Source organism: Falcatimonas sp. MSJ-15, assembly GCF_018918265.1.
In the GTDB taxonomy this organism is placed as follows: Bacteria; Bacillota; Clostridia; order Lachnospirales; family Lachnospiraceae; genus Falcatimonas.
In genome coordinates this window covers 42,866-62,450 of sequence record NZ_JAHLQC010000018.1, presented here as the reverse complement: position 1 = coordinate 62,450, position 19,585 = coordinate 42,866, and the positions used below count along the sequence as shown (strand labels likewise).

The 19,585-nt window shown below is 31.9% G+C and carries 13 protein-coding genes, 1 other RNA gene and 1 other annotated feature; of the genes, 10 read left to right on the top strand and 4 right to left on the bottom strand.

The annotated features are described in order from the left end of the window. Positions 1–3 precede the first annotated feature (3 nt). The 6 genes from KQI85_RS13335 to KQI85_RS13310 all read left to right on the top strand — a co-directional run bounded on the left by KQI85_RS13335 (position 4) and on the right by KQI85_RS13310 (position 7,844). Entirely contained in the window at positions 4–2,295 is a 2,292-nt protein-coding gene (locus tag KQI85_RS13335) for a DNA topoisomerase (ATP-hydrolyzing) (protein ID WP_216576569.1), read from the top strand. Positions 2,296–3,094: 799 nt separating this feature from the next. Then, positions 3,095–3,886 carry a polyphosphate polymerase domain-containing protein gene (locus tag KQI85_RS13330; protein ID WP_216576568.1) on the top strand — a complete coding sequence of 264 codons (792 nt, stop codon included), beginning with the start codon at positions 3,095–3,097 and terminating at the stop codon, positions 3,884–3,886. Then, positions 3,823–4,512, top strand: coding sequence for a DUF4956 domain-containing protein (locus tag KQI85_RS13325; RefSeq protein ID WP_216576567.1), 690 nt, complete (start codon positions 3,823–3,825; stop codon positions 4,510–4,512). Before KQI85_RS13330 ends, KQI85_RS13325 begins: the two co-directional genes overlap by 64 nt. A 650-nt stretch (positions 4,513–5,162) precedes the next feature. After that, positions 5,163–5,912, top strand: coding sequence for a carbon-nitrogen hydrolase family protein (locus tag KQI85_RS13320; protein ID WP_216576566.1), 750 nt, complete (start codon positions 5,163–5,165; stop codon positions 5,910–5,912). Between the two features lie 106 nt (positions 5,913–6,018). Beyond that, entirely contained in the window at positions 6,019–6,969 is a 951-nt protein-coding gene (locus tag KQI85_RS13315; protein ID WP_216576565.1) for a pectinesterase family protein, read from the top strand. A 407-nt stretch (positions 6,970–7,376) separates the two neighbouring features. Further along, positions 7,377–7,844, top strand: a complete 468-nt coding sequence (locus KQI85_RS13310) for a GNAT family N-acetyltransferase (protein ID WP_216576564.1) — start codon at positions 7,377–7,379, stop codon at positions 7,842–7,844. Between the two features lie 233 nt (positions 7,845–8,077). Here the strand turns inward: KQI85_RS13310 and KQI85_RS13305 are convergent, their stop codons facing one another. After that, positions 8,078–8,716 (bottom strand): RpiB/LacA/LacB family sugar-phosphate isomerase, encoded by a 639-nt coding sequence (locus KQI85_RS13305; protein ID WP_216576563.1) that lies wholly within the window; start codon positions 8,714–8,716, stop codon positions 8,078–8,080. 121 nt (positions 8,717–8,837) lie between these two features. On the opposite strand from KQI85_RS13305, the gene KQI85_RS13300 reads away from it, so the two are divergent. From KQI85_RS13300 to KQI85_RS13290, 3 genes are all read left to right on the top strand, one after another. Then, positions 8,838–9,734 (top strand): sigma-70 domain-containing protein, encoded by an 897-nt coding sequence (locus tag KQI85_RS13300; RefSeq protein WP_216576562.1) that lies wholly within the window; start codon positions 8,838–8,840, stop codon positions 9,732–9,734. A gap of 165 nt (positions 9,735–9,899) precedes the next feature. Beyond that, positions 9,900–10,097: non-coding RNA, 6S RNA (gene ssrS / locus KQI85_RS13295), on the top strand. Between the two features lie 539 nt (positions 10,098–10,636). Then, positions 10,637–12,961 (top strand): SpoIID/LytB domain-containing protein, encoded by a 2,325-nt coding sequence (locus KQI85_RS13290; RefSeq protein WP_216576561.1) that lies wholly within the window; start codon positions 10,637–10,639, stop codon positions 12,959–12,961. A 293-nt stretch (positions 12,962–13,254) separates the two neighbouring features. On the opposite strand, the gene KQI85_RS13285 is transcribed toward KQI85_RS13290, so the two are convergent. The 3 genes from KQI85_RS13285 to KQI85_RS13275 form a co-directional block, all read right to left on the bottom strand. Then, positions 13,255–14,130 carry a YihY/virulence factor BrkB family protein gene (locus KQI85_RS13285; RefSeq protein WP_216576560.1) on the bottom strand — a complete coding sequence of 292 codons (876 nt, stop codon included), beginning with the start codon at positions 14,128–14,130 and terminating at the stop codon, positions 13,255–13,257. Between the two features lie 121 nt (positions 14,131–14,251). Then, on the bottom strand, positions 14,252–14,932 hold the full coding sequence (locus KQI85_RS13280; RefSeq protein WP_216576559.1) for an ABC transporter ATP-binding protein: 681 nt from the start codon (positions 14,930–14,932) through the stop codon (positions 14,252–14,254). A gap of 11 nt (positions 14,933–14,943) precedes the next feature. Then, complete coding sequence (locus KQI85_RS13275) at positions 14,944–17,961, bottom strand: ABC transporter permease (RefSeq protein ID WP_216576558.1); 3,018 nt, start codon at positions 17,959–17,961, stop codon at positions 14,944–14,946. A 282-nt stretch (positions 17,962–18,243) separates the two neighbouring features. Continuing rightward, positions 18,244–18,458: a binding site (T-box leader), on the top strand. Between the two features lie 76 nt (positions 18,459–18,534). Between KQI85_RS13275 and pheS the strand changes: the two genes are divergently transcribed. Then, the gene (gene pheS, locus KQI85_RS13270) at positions 18,535–19,554 is read left to right on the top strand and encodes a phenylalanine--tRNA ligase subunit alpha (protein WP_216576557.1); all 1,020 of its coding nucleotides are present in this window, start codon (positions 18,535–18,537) and stop codon (positions 19,552–19,554) included. Positions 19,555–19,585 lie beyond the last annotated feature (31 nt).

The following is a 19,585-nucleotide window of genomic DNA, read 5'->3' as shown; positions in this document are numbered from 1 at the left end:
GAGATGAGAAAAGTGGCAGAACAGATAATAAAAACAGAATTTTCTGAAGTAATGCAGAAATCATTTATAGATTATTCGATGAGTGTAATAACAGCAAGAGCACTTCCTGATGCAAGAGATGGATTAAAACCTGTTCAGAGAAGAGTTCTGTATGCAATGGATCAGTTGGGGCTTAATTATGATAAGCCACATAGAAAATCAGCCCGTATCGTAGGTGATACAATGGGTAAATATCATCCACATGGTGATTCATCAATATATGAGACTCTTGTAGTATTAGAGCAGGATTTCAAAAAAGGAATGGCATTAGTAGACGGACATGGTAACTTCGGTTCAATCGAAGGTGATGGTGCAGCGGCAATGCGATATACAGAAGCTAAACTTAAGAAATTTACACAGGATGTATATCTTAAGGACCTTGACAAAAATGTAGTTGATTTTGTACCAAACTTTGATGAGACAGAAAAAGAACCCGAAGTACTTCCAGTAAGAGTTCCTAACCTTCTTATAAATGGAGCAGAAGGAATTGCAGTAGGTATGACTACTAATATACCAACACATAACCTCGCAGAAGTATGCGATGCAGTATGTGCATATATGGATAATGAGAATATTACAACAGAAGGACTTATGCAATATGTAATAGGCCCTGATTTTCCAACAGGAGGTCTTGTTGTTAATAAAAAAGATCTTTTATCAATATATGAGAGTGGAACAGGTAAGATAAAACTTAGAGGTAAAGTTGAATTTGAACCGGGAGCAAAGAGAACAGACAAAGATAAGCTTGTAATAACTGAGATTCCATATACTATGATTGGAGCTAATATATCAAAGTTCATATCAGATGTTGTAGATCTTATAGAGACTAAGAAGACATCAGATATAGTTGATATATCTAATGAATCATCAAAAGAAGGGATAAGAATAGTACTTGAGCTTAAGAAGAACGCAGATGTAGAAAAACTTAAGAACCTTCTGTATAAGAAGACAAAGTTAGAAGATACATTTGGAGTCAATATGCTTGCAATAGTTGATAACAGACCTGAGACGCTTGGACTTAAGGCGATAATCAAACATCATGTTGACTTTCAATATGATATAGCAACAAGAAAATATACTACATTACTTAATAAAGAGCGAGAAAATAAAGAGATAAAAGAAGGTCTTATCAGAGCTTGCAATATAATAGATCTTATAATAGAGATTTTACGAGGAAGCAAGAATCTTAAACAGGCAAAAGAATGTCTTATTAATGGTGATGTATCAGATATTAAGTTCAGATCTGAAGCATCACGAAAAGCAGCTATGAAGCTTGATTTTACACCAAGACAGGCTACAGCTGTATTGGAATTAAGACTCTATAAATTAATTGGTCTTGAGATAGAAGCACTTCAAAAAGAATACGAAGAGACACTTAATAAAATCGCTGAGTATGAAGATGTTCTTAATAATAGATCAACAATGAAGAAAGTTATCAAAAAAGATATTCAAAAGATTAAGAAAGAATATCAGGTGCCAAGAAAGACTATTATAGAAGATGGCAAAGAAGCTGTATATGAAGAAGTTAAACTTGTAGAGCAGGAAGTTGTATTCATTATGGACAGATTTGGCTATGCAAAGACAGTTGATAATAATACTTTTGAACGTAACAAGGAAGCAATATTTAACGAGAATAAATATGTCTTCAAATGTATGAATACCGAGAAGATATGTATATTCACAGATAAAGGTGATTTACATCAGGTTAAAGTTGCAGATATACCATTTGGACGTTTTAGAGACAAGGGAACGCCTATAGATAATCTTGGTAATTATGACAGTAGAGGCGAGAATATAATATATCTATGTTCAACAGGGCAGATTATAGAGCGAAAATTACTTTTTGCAACTAAAATGGGTATGATAAAACTTGTTGATGGTAAAGAATTCGATGTTACAAAACGAACAGTAGCAGCTACTAAGCTTAATGATGGCGATGAAGTAATTAATGTACTTCCTACAGATGCAGTTGTAAGTGTTGATTCACAAGGACAGGAGATAATAAGCAGTGAAGAACATCTTGTTATTAAGACAGAAGGCGGTTATTATCTGAAGTTTGCAATAAGTGAGATACCACAGAAGAAAAAAGGTGCAGTAGGTGTACGAGGAATCAAACTTGTATCAGGCGACAGTGTATCGGATTTATATCTGTTTAATAAAGAATCCGAGATTGTAGTCGGATATGGTAAAAAGCAGATATCGTTAAAAGATGATATAAATCTTACAAAGAGAGATGGACGTGGTGTGAAAAAGTAAGCATTGTACGCCATCTAACCAATATAAAATCCATATTCTTATGTACTAAAAGTGCATAGGAATATGGATTTTTTGCTAAGTATACATTTAAAAATCTCACAAGGAAGGCTAAGAGCTACGCCCGAATTAATATGTATCAACAAAAACACGCTTCCGCTAAGTGTCCATCGTAACGGTACTAAGTTCGCCATACATCTTAGATGTATAGCTTACTAAGTGCCGACGATTACCACATTGTTTTCTTTTGATACATATTAATCCGGGCATAGCTAATATACGTTTTTCAGAGATTTTTAAATGGATTATTGGCTTACGATTTGCAATTATGCAAAATGTAATAATTATTATGCTTTGTAAGTATTCTGATTTTATGCTTTTTTATATTTTTTATAAATTTAATGCAAATGTGTATATTATACGAAAACGTAGCTGCGAAACTCATCAAAATGAAAATTGGATTGCCAAAGTATTAAATAACATCAAAAGAAAACAATGTGGTAATCGTCGGCACTTAGTGAGTTGGAAGGCAAAGACTTCCAACAAACTTAGTACCGTTACGATGGACACTTAGCGGAAGCGTGTTTTTGTTGATGCTATTTAATAATTTGGCAATCTTAGATACCTATATATGAGTTTCGCATAAGTATACATTTCAAAAAACATACAGTATCTTTTCAAAAATCTGTCACATAAGAACATTACAATCTAAGTGTAATCGTTCAGAGAGGTGTGTAGTTAGATGCATCACACAGACCTTATATGATATTACATAATAAAGCAGCTAAGGGAGTGAAAAGAGATGGCAATTGAAGTATTTAACAGATATGAGAAGAAATTTCTTCTGACGCAGAGTACTTATGAAAAATTTGTTGACATGATTAGCGAGAAGATGGAAGCTGATGCATATAGCAAAGACGGTGGATTCTATAGAATATGCAATATCTATTATGATACACCGAATGATGAACTCATTAGAAAATCAATCGATGGTCCAGTATATAAAGAAAAGTTGAGACTTAGAAGTTATGATACACCAGAGCTTAGTGACAAAGTTTATTTGGAGATTAAGAAAAAATATAATGGTATTGTCAATAAGAGACGAACGACATTAACATTAAAAGAAGCTTATGATTATCTTGAAACAGGCATAAGACCAGAATATAAGCCATATATGAATAAGCAGGTACTAGATGAATTAGATTATTTTATAAATCATTATGAATTAGTACCAAAAGTATTCTTATCATATGACCGCAGAGCTTATTTTGATAAAAATGACAGAGATTTCAGACTTACATTTGATACGAACATAAGATGCAGAAGAGAAGATGTAAGACTTGAAGCAGGTTCCTATGGTGACCTTTTACTAGAAGATGGAGTATGGCTTATGGAAGTTAAGATTCTTAAGGCAGCACCATTGTGGTTTACTAAGATATTGTCGGAGCTAAAAGTATATCCGGCATCATTTTCCAAATATGGAACAGAATATAAAAATATGATTTTAAGTAGAGAAGGAGAAAAAGTAGTATGTTTGAATCAATATTTACAGCAACAACCGAGAACAGTATATCAGCCGGTTCAGCAGTTTTAAGTATAGGAGTGGCACTTGTCCTTGGATTAATAGTTAGCCTGGTATATATGATGAGTAGTGAGAATAAGAATTATTCAAGAGATTTTGCAATGACACTTGTATTCTTACCAGGAATAGTAGCAATAGTAATTATGCTTATAGGAAGCAGTACAGCCAGAGCATTATCAATGGCAGGAGCATTTGCACTTGTAAGATTCAGAAGTGCACCTGGAACAGCTAAAGATATAGCAATAGTATTCTTTGTAATGTCAGTTGGTCTTGCTGCAGGACTTGGATTTATTACATTTGCAATAATTATCACATTGATAATATCAGTTGTAATTGTTGTACTTGCAAAGACAAAATTTGCTTCAGGTAAAGACAATCAGAAAGTTTTAAGAATAACAATCCCAGAAGATCTTAATTATGCAGGAACATTTGATGACCTTTTTAATGAATATACAACATCATGGAAACTTGAAAAAGTAAAAACAACTAATATGGGAACACTATTTGAACTTACATATAATATTACTTTCAAAGATAATATTACAGAAAAAGAATTCATTGATTCATTAAGATGCAGAAATGGTAACTTAAATATTACATTAAGTATGGTTGAGAAGAACGTAGGAGTAGTATTATAATTAAGTACTATAATATATATTATTAACAGAATTATTGGCATTATTGTAATCTAAGACAATAGAATTATTGTTGATAAAGTGTTGTATCACATATCATAACAAAAATACCAGTATGTTTGTAACTTCGGTTATAAGCATGCTGGTATTTTTAGATTATGACATTTATCACTTGTTTATATTCGCTATTACTTTGGTTATAAGAATATTGGGTATTTTAGCGTGAATGAATATGCGGAGTACTTTAAAATTATAACACACACATAATATAAATATAATTAAGCTATTCAAAATTATATATAATAAACTTAGTTTATTCAAAATTGTATAAGATAGAAATTAGAAATTATAGAAAACAAGAAACTGAATGGATGATATCTAATTCATAGAAAACAAGAAACTGAATGGATGATATCTAATTCATGGAAAATAAGAAGTTGAATGAATGATATCTAAATCCATGGGAAATGATAAGCTATTTGAAGAAAATAATTTAATATTCAAATATGCTATAATTAAGATGCTGATTGCTGAATGTGGTAGTTAGAATATATAAGATAATCTAATTAACAAATATAGGCAGGAAGCACAGAAGAGTATAATTTTGTGCGTAATTTATCAGGTTAAAAAAGAAATAGTGAGGTATAGACAGAATGATGAGAATAGGATTAGCAGCAGTAGGATTTAAAGATAAAGATATTGACTATAATAAGAATACGATAATCAATTTTATGAAACAATATTCGGGCAATGCAGATATGTTAGTATTTGGCGAGAGTTTTTTGCAAGGGTTTGATGTTCTTACATGGAAGTATGAAGAAGATAAGTATATTGCAAAAGAACTTACAGATGCAGTAATTACCGAGATAAGTGAAAAAGCAAAACAATATGGTATAGCAGTATCTTTTGGATTTATTGAGATTGATAATAAAACTGAAGAATTACATAGTACACAGATAACAATTGGCGATGATGGTAAAATAGTAAATGTATTCAGACGTGTATCAGAAGGCTGGAAAGAAGGAGATGCTATTAATAATCTGCATTATACAGAAGGAAGAGAATTTCCAAAGTTTACATATAAAGGATATAATTTTTCAGTAGGATTATGTGGAGATTTTTGGTATGATGATAACGCAGATATTGTAAAAAATATGAATGTAGATGCAGTATTATGGCCGGTTTATACAGATTATAATGCAGAAGAATGGAATAATAAAGTATGCTATGAATATGAAGAACAGGCAGGAAAAATAGGAAAAAAAGTCTTGTTGGTTAATTCAGTATGCCTTAATAGAAAAAATGATGAGACAGCAAGCGGAAGTGCATCAGCAATTATAGATGGAAAGATAAATAGATATCTTCCGGCAGGAGAAGAAGGAGTACTTGTAATAGAGATATAAGAGAGTAGAATATCTATGGTAAGTATTTATGAGAAGTGATATATTATTATCACATAAATGGTATTAGAAATTAATTGATATTATAGAAAAAATGGAGGAATATATAATGATTACTGTAGCAAAAAATGGCACTGGTGATTTTACAACAATAATGGATGCGATTAATTCAATAAGTGGTTCTAATGAACCTGAGACAATAGTTATTCATGAAGGAATATACAATGAGATAGTAGAGATAAGACGTTCTAACCTTACGATATATGGTGATAACCCATCGAATACATATTGTACATATAATAATTATGCAAATATGATTATGGAAGATGGTATAAAAAGAGGAACTTTTCGTTCATATTCATTCCTTGTATTAGGCGATAATATTAATATTAATAATCTTACAATAGCCAATACATCAGGAACAGGTAAAGTATATGGTCAGGCAGTTTCAGTATATGCAGAAGGAGATATGATTACATTTAACAACTGTCGTATGCTTGGATATCAGGATACATTATTTACAGGCCCACTTCCTAAACAGGAGATTAAGAAAGGTGGTTTTACAGGACCGACAGAATACTTTGATAGAATTAATGGAAGACAATTGTATACTAATTGCTATATAGAAGGTGATGTAGACTTTATATTCGGAAGTGCAACAGCATTTTTTAAGAATTGTGAGATATGTTCACTTAACAGAGATGAAGAATGTAATGGATATGCAACAGCACCATCACAGCCTGAAGGTCAGAAGTATGGTTATGTATTTGAAGACTGTCGCTTTACAACAAAAGGATGTGCAAAAGGAACAGTATATCTTGCAAGACCTTGGAGAGACTATGGACAGACAGTTCTTATACGATGCGAGATAGGAGAACATATTAATGAGGCAGGTTTCCACGATTGGAACAAAGAACTTGCAAGAAAAGTATGCAATTTTGCAGAGTATAAATGCTATGGTGCAGGTTCAGATAGAAGTAAAAGAGCTGTTTTTTCAAGAGAACTTAGTGATGAAGAAGCTGCTGAATATAGCTTTGTAAAAGTATTTGCACAGAGATAATGAGATATGTATCGAAAAAATGGGGTTTGAAAAAATTCTGCAAATCTATATAAAAGCACTATTGAATTATTATGCAATAAGATGTATAATAACGCAATGAAGTGCGTATATGTAATACATAATAATGCCAAAAGTGCAGATTGCATAATGTCTATAATGCAATAGAGTATATGTGATGTATAATAGAGAAAAAAGTTCGAGTTATATAATATCTAATAATGCAAAGAGTATATGATGCATAATGGAGCAAAATGTATGAAGTATACAATCTAATATATAGAGATAATTGAGCAGATTATATTGAAAAGTAAAGCTAAAGATATCTTAATATAAAACTAGAGATATCTTATGTTAAGAATATAAAGCTACAATTATCTAATAAGTAATATAGGAAAAGGTGGATTAAAATGGGTATAGCATATGAAATAGCAATTGAACCAAGTAAAGATTATGATAATATAGAGTTGCAGGAGAATACTCTTGATGTGGAGACATATTTAAGTCTTAGAAAAGCTGTTAATTGGAGAAAACTTACTGTGAATCAAGCCAAGATGGCGATTAATAATTGTCTGTACAATGTAGTTGCGTATCTTGATGGTGAGCCAGTTGGAATGGGACGAATTGTTGGTGATGGTGCTGTGATATGTTATATTCAGGATCTGATAGTAGTTCCGAATATGCATGGTAAGAAGATTGGAAGTATGATTATAACAAGACTTATAGATTATGTAAAAAGTATAACAGAAGAAGGAAGCACGATGATGTTAGATCTTATGTCAGCACTAGGAAGAGATACTTTTTATGAAAAATTTGGTTTTATAAGCAGACCAAATGATAATCTTGGTCCTGGAATGATCCAATATATAACTAAGTAATATAAACTATTATAAAAGAACAACCAGAAAACTAATACAAAATAAGTATAAAAGAGCAACCAGAAAACCAATACAAAACAAGTTTAAAAGAGCAACCGAAAAACTAATACAAAATAAATTAGAAAAATACTACAAAAAATGGCGAATTCACAATATATGCACATTACCGGTAGTTGGTATATGTATTATGTTGTGAATCGCCATTTTTTTATAAATCTGTAAGATTTTGTATATTAAGCAAGAACTGATTCGATATAAGCTTTGATATCAGGACATTTGCAATTAGCAAAGAATAATTCTTTGAATTTAGCTCCACTTACAGTTGCTTTTAAGAAATCCTGATCAATAGTCTTTAAGATTGTAAGCATATCAACATGTGTAATCTTCTTAACATCATCAAGAATCTTCTTGTTTCTCTGCTCTGGAACAACTCTTTCTTTAGGATAACCACCACCTGGTTCGCCTTCGAATAATTTTTCAAAAATATATGTAAGATTTAATTCAGCACCCCATCCAAATCCTTTTGCAAAAGGAAGAGCGATAGCGTTACCATTGTTAATCTGGCTGAACATATATGCATCTGATGGATCAACAACATGTCCACAGAGTACATTAGGGAATGAGTTACATGCAAGCATTGCACCTTCACCTGTACCACATCCTGTTACAACAAAGTCAGCAGCACCACTGTTGATTAAGATAGCTGTAAGAAGACCGGCCTGAACATATGTAAGCTGAGCTTCATCATCAGCTGAATACATTCCGTAGTTATCTACTTCATAACCTTTAACATCTGCTACTTTTTTAAGAGTTTCGTATACCATGCTATTCTTTGCAGCCTGGCTGTTTTCATTAATTAATGCTATTCTCATTAAATAAATCCTTCTTTCTTTGATATTTGTTTTCCGTTAATAATCATAAGTGAGTAAGCGAGATTTGTCAATAGAATGGTATATGTGCTATAATAAATGAAAAGTATGGAGGATATTAAAAATGAATGAACAGGAATTATTTTCAAAAAATATAGAAGAACTTACTCAATTTGCGAGAGTTAATAATAATCAGATTAATCTGTCAGATGTAGATGATATGTTTAGAGAGATGAATCTTGATGAGAAGCAGATGGAGCTTATATATTCTTATCTTAAGCTTAATAAGATAAAAGTTATGAAGGATGGGGAAGAATATGAGAGAAAAGAGTGGGAGTACGAAGACAAGAATGAACAGGATACTTTGTATGATGAAAAAGATGAGGAAGACGAAGATGCATCTGGAATATTTGAAGCTGAAGAGGAAGAAGTTGGTGCTATCTCTCTTGAAGATGGCAAGACACCAAGCGAAGAAGAAAAAATAGAGATGCAGGAAGAAGAAGCGATATGCTTTGATATGTATATGGATGATATGACGAATGTCAGAAAACTTACTGAAGAAGAGATTATGGAATGTATTAAAAGAGATGATGCGATATCAAGAAATATGTTAATTGAACATTATCTTACAAAAGTAGTTGACTGGGTAAAACCATATACTAAAAAAGGGCTTGCATACGGAGATCTGATTCAGGAAGGCAATATTGGACTTATACAGGCAATTACAGATATCAACAGAGAACTTAATGATATTGATATGATAGATGCTTATATTAAGAAACATACAATAAGACATATCAAGAATGTGATTGATGAATCAGAGAGTGATAAGCTTGTTGGTGATAAAGTTGTTAATAGAATTAATGCAGTTAATGACTGTGCCAATATGTTAAAAGAAGATCTTGGAAGAAAACCTACAAGAGAAGAAGTTGCAAAACTTATGAATATCGAGATGGATGAGCTTGATGATATAATCAAATTATCGGGTGATAAGCTGGATTCTATTGAAAAAAATAAGTAATATACGAAAAAAGTGATTTGTCAAGACACAAATTTAATAAATCTTATTAAATATATTAATAAAATAAGTTGTACTTATAGAACTTTAGTATAAATGGAATCATAGCCTTGATTATAAGCATAATATGTACTATAATGTTCTCAGTAGCAAAGAGAACGTGCTTTACTATTCCTGGGATGTTCGACAACCTTATCCATTTGAACCTACATTTACGTTCAATGGGATTCCTAGATCTCTTCTCAGATGTCAGGCCACTTACTAATTCGAATTTTCTTTTCGCAGTGGAAGACAGATGTTAAGATGCGGTTGCCCACCTAGCATTAGCTAGGCGTCAAACGGGTAGGACCGGCATTTTGGGATATTTGAAAAAGGCTTTTTGAGAGAAGATATTTAATATCTTTTCTAAAAAGGCCTTTTTTGTTGCTGATATATACCGAAAGAGAATATAAGAATATTGAAGTATATAAAATAAGTAATGCAGATATTAAGAATATTAAAGTACTAAAATAAGTAATGCAGATATTAAGAATATTAAAGTACTAAAATAAGTAATACAGCTATTAGGAATATTGAAGTACTAAAATAAGTAATGCATATATTAAGAATATTAAAGTATATAAAATAAGTAATACAGCTATTAAGAATATACAAAATATGAATATCATGTATGGCAAAATGATAACATAGAGCTATATAAGCTATGGAAATAGCAAGAGTAAGAGTATAGCAAGTATATAGTATAGATATCATTAAGAGAAAATAAGACATAATAATAGAGAGGATGACATATTAATTTTTTAAGTAAGAATTACCGAAGTTTAGTTTTGAGAGTAACTCACATAGTAATGGAATGTAGAAGTATAATATTCAGACTGAAATAAATAATGGCGGGAGACGAGAGAATGTATAGATCTGGAAAACTTGAGAAAATACTTATACTTGGTGGTATTGTTTTTTCAATAATAATGATTATGGTAATTGTATTTCTTGTAAGGGGAGGAATGAATGATGACAAAGATACAGTTAATTATGGTATGTATGCCAGAATGATATCGCTTGCACAGGTATCATCATCAACAATAGAGAATACCGAGATGGACAACCATTATGATGGTGATGATGGCTGGTATGTAAAATATATGAATTACATGTATTATAAGAAAGATTTTGAAGCTGGTAAACATAAAAAAGCAGGAGATTATCTTACATATGGAGATTTGAAAGTATTGTTTGATAACAGGAATATTAAGACAGATGATGTTGAAGAGATGACAGGTCTTGCAATACGAAGTAAAAAGAGCAGAGAGAAAATATCATTTGAGAATTTTGTGCTTATATATGATGCGATAATACCATATTTTGACATTGAAAGAATTGGCAATTATGAAGAAGTAACTATATGTGGTAATTATGATTCACATAATATTGTTACTGGTGAAGATGGTATATATGAAGCAGATGGAATAAGTGGTGATGAATATAGAGATAAGAAAGTTAATGCTTTTATAAAAGACGGTGAACTTATATATGTAAAAGCAGTTGTAAGTGATGAGATTACATATAATAATGTATATGTTACAGAATATAGCGATAATGAGCTTAGAGTATATATAGAAGGTATCAATAGAGAATATAAAGTTGATACAGATAGTCAGATAGATAAAGGCAGCATTGCAGATTTGTATATAACAGATGGAACAGTAACGCAGATTCATCTTAAATCAGATAAGATAGACGGTAAAATATTATCTGTAACTGATGAATATATAGAAGTTGAAAAGTATGGTAAAGTTCCTTTAGAAGAGAATTTTAATGTGTATAGGAGTTATGGAGAACTCAAGATGATGAAGAAGTCAGATATTCTTGTAGGATATGATCTACAGGAATTTGTTGTTGCTAATGGAAAGATATGTGCAGCAGTTATAGACAGAAGTCTTACAGCATCTAATATACGAGTGCTTATTATGAGCAGTGGATATACATCAATATTCCATAATAATGTCAGTCTTACATGTACAGGTGGTTTTAGTGTTAATTATGGTGATATAACAGAACATTATGATGCGAATACACCAGTTACAGTTGATAATGAGAGTAGATATCTGACGGAAGGACGAGTGAAGATAGTACCTGATGAAGAGTCTTCAAGAATACAGATTAATTCTGTGGCAAGAAGTCAGGGAATTCCTGCATATCGTGGAGATATAGAGATTGCAAGGACAGAATCAGGGCTTGTAATAATTAACGAACTTCCACTTGAACAATATCTATATTCAGTTGTACCAAGTGAGATGCCTGTACGATATGGTGAAGAAGCACAAAAAGTTCAGGCAGTATGTGCAAGAAGTTATGCTTATATACAGATCCTTAATAATTCATATAGTATGTATGGAGCACATGTTGATGATAGCGTTGCTTATCAGGTATATAATAATATCAATGAGCAGGATATATCTGTAAAAGCAGTTAATGAGACTTATGGAGAAGTTCTAAAGTACGCAGGTGATGTGATTGAGGCTTTTTATTATTCAACTTCGTGTGGATATGCATCTGATTCTGGAATATGGAATGATAATCCGGATAGTTATCCATATCTTACAGGCCATACTATTAATGAGATGAATGAGAAAAAAGATCTTACAGATGAAGTTAGCTTTAGAACATTCATAGATAATCCTGATGCAACAGCGTATGATTCTGACTTTGCTTTTTTTAGATGGGATGCGGTAGCCGGAATTGGTGATATTAGTGGCATTGTAAATAGTAATATTAATGCAAGATACAAAGCTGCAAAAAATAGTGTGAGAACATTAAAAGATGGTGAATTTGTATCCATTCCAATTAGTACAGTTGGAACAATTACGAATATTGAAGTTACAAAGAGAAAAACAGGTGGCATAGCAGACGAAGTTAAGATAACAGGAACGGACAATACGGTTTTAGTATCTGGAGAGTATAATATAAGAGCTTTGTTTGGAGATGAGAGTCTTGTTATTAATAAAAAAGATAAAACTACATATAGTGCCAGTCTTCTTCCGAGTGCATTTATATATTTTGATCCAATATTAAATGATGGCAATCTTAGCGGATATATGATAAAAGGTGGCGGATATGGTCATGGAGTAGGAATGTCACAAAATGCAGTATCTAAGATGGTAGAGACAATGAATTACAGACAGATACTTGAATTCTTCTATAAGGAAACTAATATTGAGACTGTATATTAAAAGTATGAGTAAGGATATTAATAAAGAGTACAAATACATATGCAGATAAAAATACAAATAATTATATGATTAGTATTATGATATTGTGGCTTGATGTACGAATAAGTATGCAAATAGAGATACAATAAGAATAAGATAAATAGGAATGGCACTAAGTTCACCTACATTATAAGATGTATAATGAACTTAGTGCCATTTTTATTAAGAAACTGATTTGTGCAATATAAAAGATGAATAAAAGCCCCTTAAAATATATAATAATATGCAAGAAGTTATATTATAAAGAGTCTATATTATAATAGCTTTTTGTCAGACATTGCATTAAGTCTTTCTTCAATGAATGAATTAATCTCCGCACCAATAAAGAGGATATACATTATAAAATATAGCCATAAAAGAGAGACAACTATTGTAGTAAGACTTCCATACATATATGACATTGAATTAAAATTATCTACATATAGTGAATAGAAATATGAAAAAATCATCCATCCAAGAGAAGCAAATACAGCACCTGGAAGTTTTTTCGGAAACTCAAATGTAAAAAAGTGTCTTCTGTTATGTTTGTTAAATCTTCCTTTTCTGCTTGGAATAAAGTTATATAAAAGTAGGAAGAAAAGCATTAATGCACACCATACAAGCAAAATTCGTATACTTATAAGCCAACCGGAAAATCCTTCAAGAAAAGGAAAAGTGCCGGCAATAAAGTGATGTAATTTGTTGCCATATACTAATAATACAAGAGATATGACTAGTAGTATAATAAAGATTAATGTATAAAAACCTGATATAAGTCTTAGTAAAAAGTAGTTACGGTTTTCCTGTTTTTTATAGATAACATTAATACCTTTGGTTATGGCGAAGAATCCTTTGCCTGCAGACCACAATGCTGATATAACCGAGAAGGAGATAAGCGTTGTGGATGATTTGTCAAACATCTCATCAAGTATGGTTATTATAACAGGCGTAGTATTCTTAGGTGCAATCTGCACCAAAGTTTCTAAGAGAAAAGCCTTGGTTATAGGTGTATACTGAATTAATGTAAGTAACAGAATCAGGCAGGGAAACAGGCTTAAAAATAAGAAGAATGAGGCTTGTGCTGAGAAAGCACCAATGTTATCATTATTCATCTTATCCATAAATTTTCTGGCTATATTAATAATACCCATAGTAAAAGTCCTCCCTAAGTCATAAATAGTGCAGACATATAGAAGCGCCATCTATATGCCTGCACCTGCTAAAAATTCTGCACTTATTATTTTATCATACCTAATGTTTGAAGAGCAAGAACTAATTATCTTGTATTGATACCAGATTGCCATCGGATATAGTGATTACTTTATCAGCCATATCAGCTATCTGTGGATCATGAGTTACAAGTATGATAGTCTGATGAAATTCTTTTGCAGATTCTTTTAAAAGGTTCATAACTTCATTGCTTGTCTTGTCATCAAGATTACCTGTTGGTTCATCAGCAAGAAGCAGAGCTGGTTTTGATGCAAGAGCACGTGCAATGGCAACACGCTGTCTTTGACCACCTGATAATTCATCCGGATAGTATGAGAGTTTTTCACGAATTCCAAGTGAATCAATTACTTTATCTATATGTTTCATATCGGGATGTTTGCCATCTAATTCTATAGGTATAAGTATATTTTCCATAACGGTATGTTCTTCTAACAGATTGAATGACTGAAAGACAAAACCTATTCTTTGTCTTCTTAGTATTGCAAGCTCTCTGTCTCGAAGATCAAACATACTTTTGTCTTCAAGATACATCTTACCGGAGCTTGGTTTGTCAAGACCACCAAGTATATGTAAAAGTGTAGATTTACCAGAACCACTTTTTCCGATTATAGCATAGAAGATACCATCTTCTATTGAGAGATTAATATTCTTAAGTGCGTGTACACTTAGTTCACCTTTTCCATAAGTTTTTTCTATATTAACAGCTTTTAATATTGTTGACATAATTATTCCTCCTAACGTTCGTTTGAATTAATATTTTCAATTGGTGAATATCTTCTTAACTTTCGTACAGGAAGATATGATATAACTACGATTGCAGCTACAAATAGTATGCACAAAGCGATATGAAGTCCCCACCAGTAGTCTTTGAGTGCATAATTGAACATATCTGATATATATCTAAGAAATGTCATTTTACTACATTTTAGTGTAAGTATATCTCCGGTTAATATTATAACAAACATTATAATATGCACAATTATTAGAGAGAGGTAGCTATCTATCAGACCTTTTTTCATATATGTAAGTGCAAAATCATGGTTAGTAATTCCCATAGATTGCAGTATGCCTATTCTTTTGCGTTCTTGCTCAAAAGCAGACATATTGATGTTACCAAGAATTATTAATGCAATAGCTGTAGCACTTAATCCCGTGAGAATAATCATGAAACTGCTATTTAGAGCTTTGTAATATTCTGACCATGTCTGTTCGTTGTAATTAATAAGTGTAAGTCCATAATTAGAAGCGATTGTGAATAATGAAGATTCTATCATACTATTATCAGCAGAAGAATCCATATATATGTTAATCGCACTGTTTCCGTATGCGTAAGGACACTGCTTTAAAAAGAATTTTTCAAACTGACTTAAAGATAGTTCATTACCAACAGGATCAGTTGCCATCTGTGGATATAACGTCTGTGCAAGATTGATTCCTGATATTACTTTTACACCATAGTCTGTATCATACATATCTTCAGAGAATGGCCATAGACCATTATTAGGAAAATAGTATATTATTCCATCAACTTTTACATCATTAATAGTAGTATAAGCTATTGGGAGATTATCAGCAGTTGCAGACTCGATTCGTGTTGAGAGCGTAATAGAGTCACCTGCAGTTAAAGAGTCATCTGTTTTATAACTGCCTTTAAAACGCCCATCATAAGAGAATGTATCTTCATCATATATAGGTATCATAAGAATGACAGAATCACCTTTCGCAAAGTCAGAATCATTAACTGTTCCATAATTAATAAGTGATTTTATACGATTATAGATGTCTGTTGAAGGATCAATAGCATATATAGAAGTAATGACACTTCCTTCAATCATTGACAGATCATCCTGTACTTGTTGACCTTCATATTCCTGGTCCGGAACGATACCAATATAATCGCTGTAATTATCTTCATGTTTGAATCTTTCTTTATATGTATTAAACAACTCACTGTCATTTATGCCATTATATGTAAAATAAGCATGGTTACCATATTTATAATAATCAGTCTGTATCGATGCATCTAATGCTTTAATATCTTTACTTACTGAACTTAGAGAAGTAAGAGTCATTCCATGATTAGCATAGAGCGTATATGAAGGTCTATCTGTTCTTATATTATTATCTCTGTATGAGTCAAAACAATTATATGACAGATATGAACAGAATAATATAATACATATAATGATAAGTGACAAAGAGAATGAGAGAGTACGTGATGTACGATTCATTCGGTTGTGCTGTTTTGTTATATATGAAAAAGTAAGAGCATGATGTCTGTTAGATGAACCGATGACATTACGGGTACTTCTTTTCTTGCGTGATTTTTTTACACTTATTGCACCGACTAGAGGTGTACGGATTGCAATTATCATTGGAATTGCCATTCCTATAAAAAGTGCAATACAGCCTGTTATAAGCGCAAGCAGAAGAATTCGTATATCTATGTGAAATGACACGCTTAAACCTCCCGCATGATTCATTATAAGAGTAGCGAGATAAGTGATAATAAGACCGGTTAATGTTCCTAAAGGTAGACATATAATAAGTTCATATAATCCTTCCCACATAAGAATTGCAAAAATCTGACCATTAGTTGTTCCAATTGATTTTAACAGAGCCAGTTTGCGGCTTCTCTTTTTCATCTGAGTCAGAAAAATCTGGAATATGGCACATGCTGATGCTATGAATATTATTCCAATAATCATGAATGTCAGTGAATTCTCAGCACTGCCTGCGAGTACAGGATATGAAAAAGTATTGCGTCTGAATGGAATATCAGAAGTTGAAAGAGAAGTTAACTGTTCACTATCAAGAAATATATTCTTATATTTATCATATACTTTTCCATTATAATCTTTATTAATAAATATATTTGAAGTATAGTTATAATCTCTTAGATTATCTGTAAGAGTTGTATTATTAAGGTATGATAAGAATGTATCAGCAGCAGATTCTGTTATAAATGATGATGGCAGAATGAAGTTACCACAATCCCAATTACCAGAATAGCTTTTTATAACACCTGATATTGTAAAATCTTTGGTTATTGTTACAGACTGATAGAATAAAAGTCCGTTTTTAATTATATCTTCAGGGCTTGGAACTGATTCATCGGCTGAAAAAGCAATGATATACTGGGAATCAAAAGTTATTCGTGAATTGTCTTTAAATTCAGTTTCAACTGTATGATGTGTATATGTCTTAACAGGACAATCAAAGTAATTATTATCATTAGCAACATAGTCAGGTGCAATTTTCTTAGTCATATCATTAAGATAATCATCAGCAGATATGTCAAGAATTGGAGTATACATCTGCACAGTAATAGTATTGCCTACAGCATTGTCAAGCCCAAGAGATGTAGCTATATTGGATTCTATTAGAATCTCGTCATCATTAGCAGGATAAGTCCCTTGTAAAAAAGAAAAATTGGATATCTTTTTGATATCATTATTAATAGTACCTACCACGCCACAATTATCAGATGATGCAACATTTCTTGAGATGGCAAGATTAAGTGAATCTTCTTTGGAAAGAGTAGCATAAGCATGACCGTCATCTGACATATAAGCAGCTTCAAAGTTACCATAAGTAAGCAGTCGCTTGTCTTCTTTGGTCTTAGTTATACTTGTCTGCAAAGTTGTAGCTATAACTATAAATAGAAAAGTAAGTGATAGAACTGCTGACAATAGGATAGTCGCACGCTTTCGTCCTTTCATTCCGTTTTTTGCAATCTTTTTTGTAATCATATTGTTATAATCCTTCCTAGTTATTTTGAACAGATATTATACTACGATTAGCATACTATGATTAACATACTATGTCTGTCGTAGTAATAATAGCATTGTATATTACTCTAGTCAAGTGCAAATTTGAAAAGTAGTATTATTAATAAAAATTAAAAGTAAAAGAATAAAAATGCTTCATAAATTAAAAGCAAAAGGATAAAAATGGTTCATAAATTTAAAGTAAAAAAATAAAAATGGTTGACAGATTCAGACTAAGTGTTTAGAATGTGTATAGTATATTAATTAAAAGCTGTGAAAGTGCATAGTAGATTACTGTATTCCAACAGAGAGAGAGAATCACCGGCTGTAAGTTCTCTTAGGTTCATTCAGATAATTGAATTTCACACTGGAGCTGCATATCTGAAGATAGTAGGATATGACGTTAGTACACGTTACGTATATGAGAGCTCATTAATGAGAATCAGGGTGGTACCGCGGATATCAGACTCGTCCCTTACATTGGGATGAGTCTTTTTTTATGGCAACGAGGAAAATGCACCCAATATATATTATTGTTTAGATAGGAGAATTATAATGAAAGAAAAATTGCAAAAAATCAGAGAAGAAGCAATTCGTCAGATGCAGGAAGCAACAACTCTTGACAAATTAAATGACATAAGAGTTGCATATCTTGGAAAAAAAGGTGAATTAACAAGCGTATTAAAAGGAATGAAAGATGTTCCGGCAGAAGAAAGACCTATGGTTGGACAGTTTGTTAATGAAGCAAGAACAGCAATTGAAGAAAAACTTGATGAGATAAAGAAAGATATGGAGAAAAAAGCACTTGATCTCAGATTAAAATCAGAGACTATAGATGTTACTCTTCCAGCTAAGAAAAGCAATCTTGGACATCGTCATCCTAATACAATAGCATTAGAAGAAGTTGAGAGAATATTCGTTGGAATGGGCTATGAAGTTGTTGAAGGACCAGAAGTAGAATATGATTATTATAACTTTGAAGCACTTAATATACCAGCTAATCATCCTGCAAAAGATGAACAGGATACATTCTATATTAATGATAAGATTGTTCTTAGAACACAGACATCATCTGTTCAGGTTCATGAGATGGAAAAAGGAAAACTTCCTATAAGAATGCTTGCTCCAGGACGAGTATTTAGAGCTGATGAAGTTGATGCAACACATTCACCATCATTCCATCAGATTGAAGGACTTGTAATTGATAAGAATATTACATTTGCTGATTTAAAAGGAACACTTGAAGTATTTGCACAGGAATTATTTGGTAAAGAGACTAAAGTTAAATTCCGTCCTCATCATTTCCCATTCACAGAACCAAGTGCAGAGATGGATGTTACATGCTTTAAATGTGGAGGAAAAGGATGTAGAATGTGTAAAGGTTCAGGCTGGATAGAGATCTTAGGATGTGGTATGGTTCATCCAAGAGTTCTAGAGATGAGAGGAATCGATACTAATGAATATCAGGGATTTGCATTTGGTGTAGGTCTTGAGAGAATCGCATTGTTAAAATATGAGATTGATGATATGCGTCTTATGTATGAGAATGATGAAAGATTCTTAAAACAGTTCTAACATATAATTAAGAAAAAGATTAGTTTTGATG

Coding starts and splice junctions, on each gene's coding strand:
- KQI85_RS13335 (WP_216576569.1), top strand. CDS start 4: ATGAGAAAAGTGGCAGAACAGATAATAAAAACAGAATTTTCTGAAGTA.
- KQI85_RS13330 (WP_216576568.1), top strand. CDS start 3,095: ATGGCAATTGAAGTATTTAACAGATATGAGAAGAAATTTCTTCTGACG.
- KQI85_RS13325 (WP_216576567.1), top strand. CDS start 3,823: ATGTTTGAATCAATATTTACAGCAACAACCGAGAACAGTATATCAGCC.
- KQI85_RS13320 (WP_216576566.1), top strand. CDS start 5,163: ATGATGAGAATAGGATTAGCAGCAGTAGGATTTAAAGATAAAGATATT.
- KQI85_RS13315 (WP_216576565.1), top strand. CDS start 6,019: ATGATTACTGTAGCAAAAAATGGCACTGGTGATTTTACAACAATAATG.
- KQI85_RS13310 (WP_216576564.1), top strand. CDS start 7,377: ATGGGTATAGCATATGAAATAGCAATTGAACCAAGTAAAGATTATGAT.
- KQI85_RS13305 (WP_216576563.1), bottom strand. CDS start 8,716: ATGAGAATAGCATTAATTAATGAAAACAGCCAGGCTGCAAAGAATAGC.
- KQI85_RS13300 (WP_216576562.1), top strand. CDS start 8,838: ATGAATGAACAGGAATTATTTTCAAAAAATATAGAAGAACTTACTCAA.
- KQI85_RS13290 (WP_216576561.1), top strand. CDS start 10,637: ATGTATAGATCTGGAAAACTTGAGAAAATACTTATACTTGGTGGTATT.
- KQI85_RS13285 (WP_216576560.1), bottom strand. CDS start 14,130: ATGGGTATTATTAATATAGCCAGAAAATTTATGGATAAGATGAATAAT.
- KQI85_RS13280 (WP_216576559.1), bottom strand. CDS start 14,932: ATGTCAACAATATTAAAAGCTGTTAATATAGAAAAAACTTATGGAAAA.
- KQI85_RS13275 (WP_216576558.1), bottom strand. CDS start 17,961: ATGATTACAAAAAAGATTGCAAAAAACGGAATGAAAGGACGAAAGCGT.
- pheS (WP_216576557.1), top strand. CDS start 18,535: ATGAAAGAAAAATTGCAAAAAATCAGAGAAGAAGCAATTCGTCAGATG.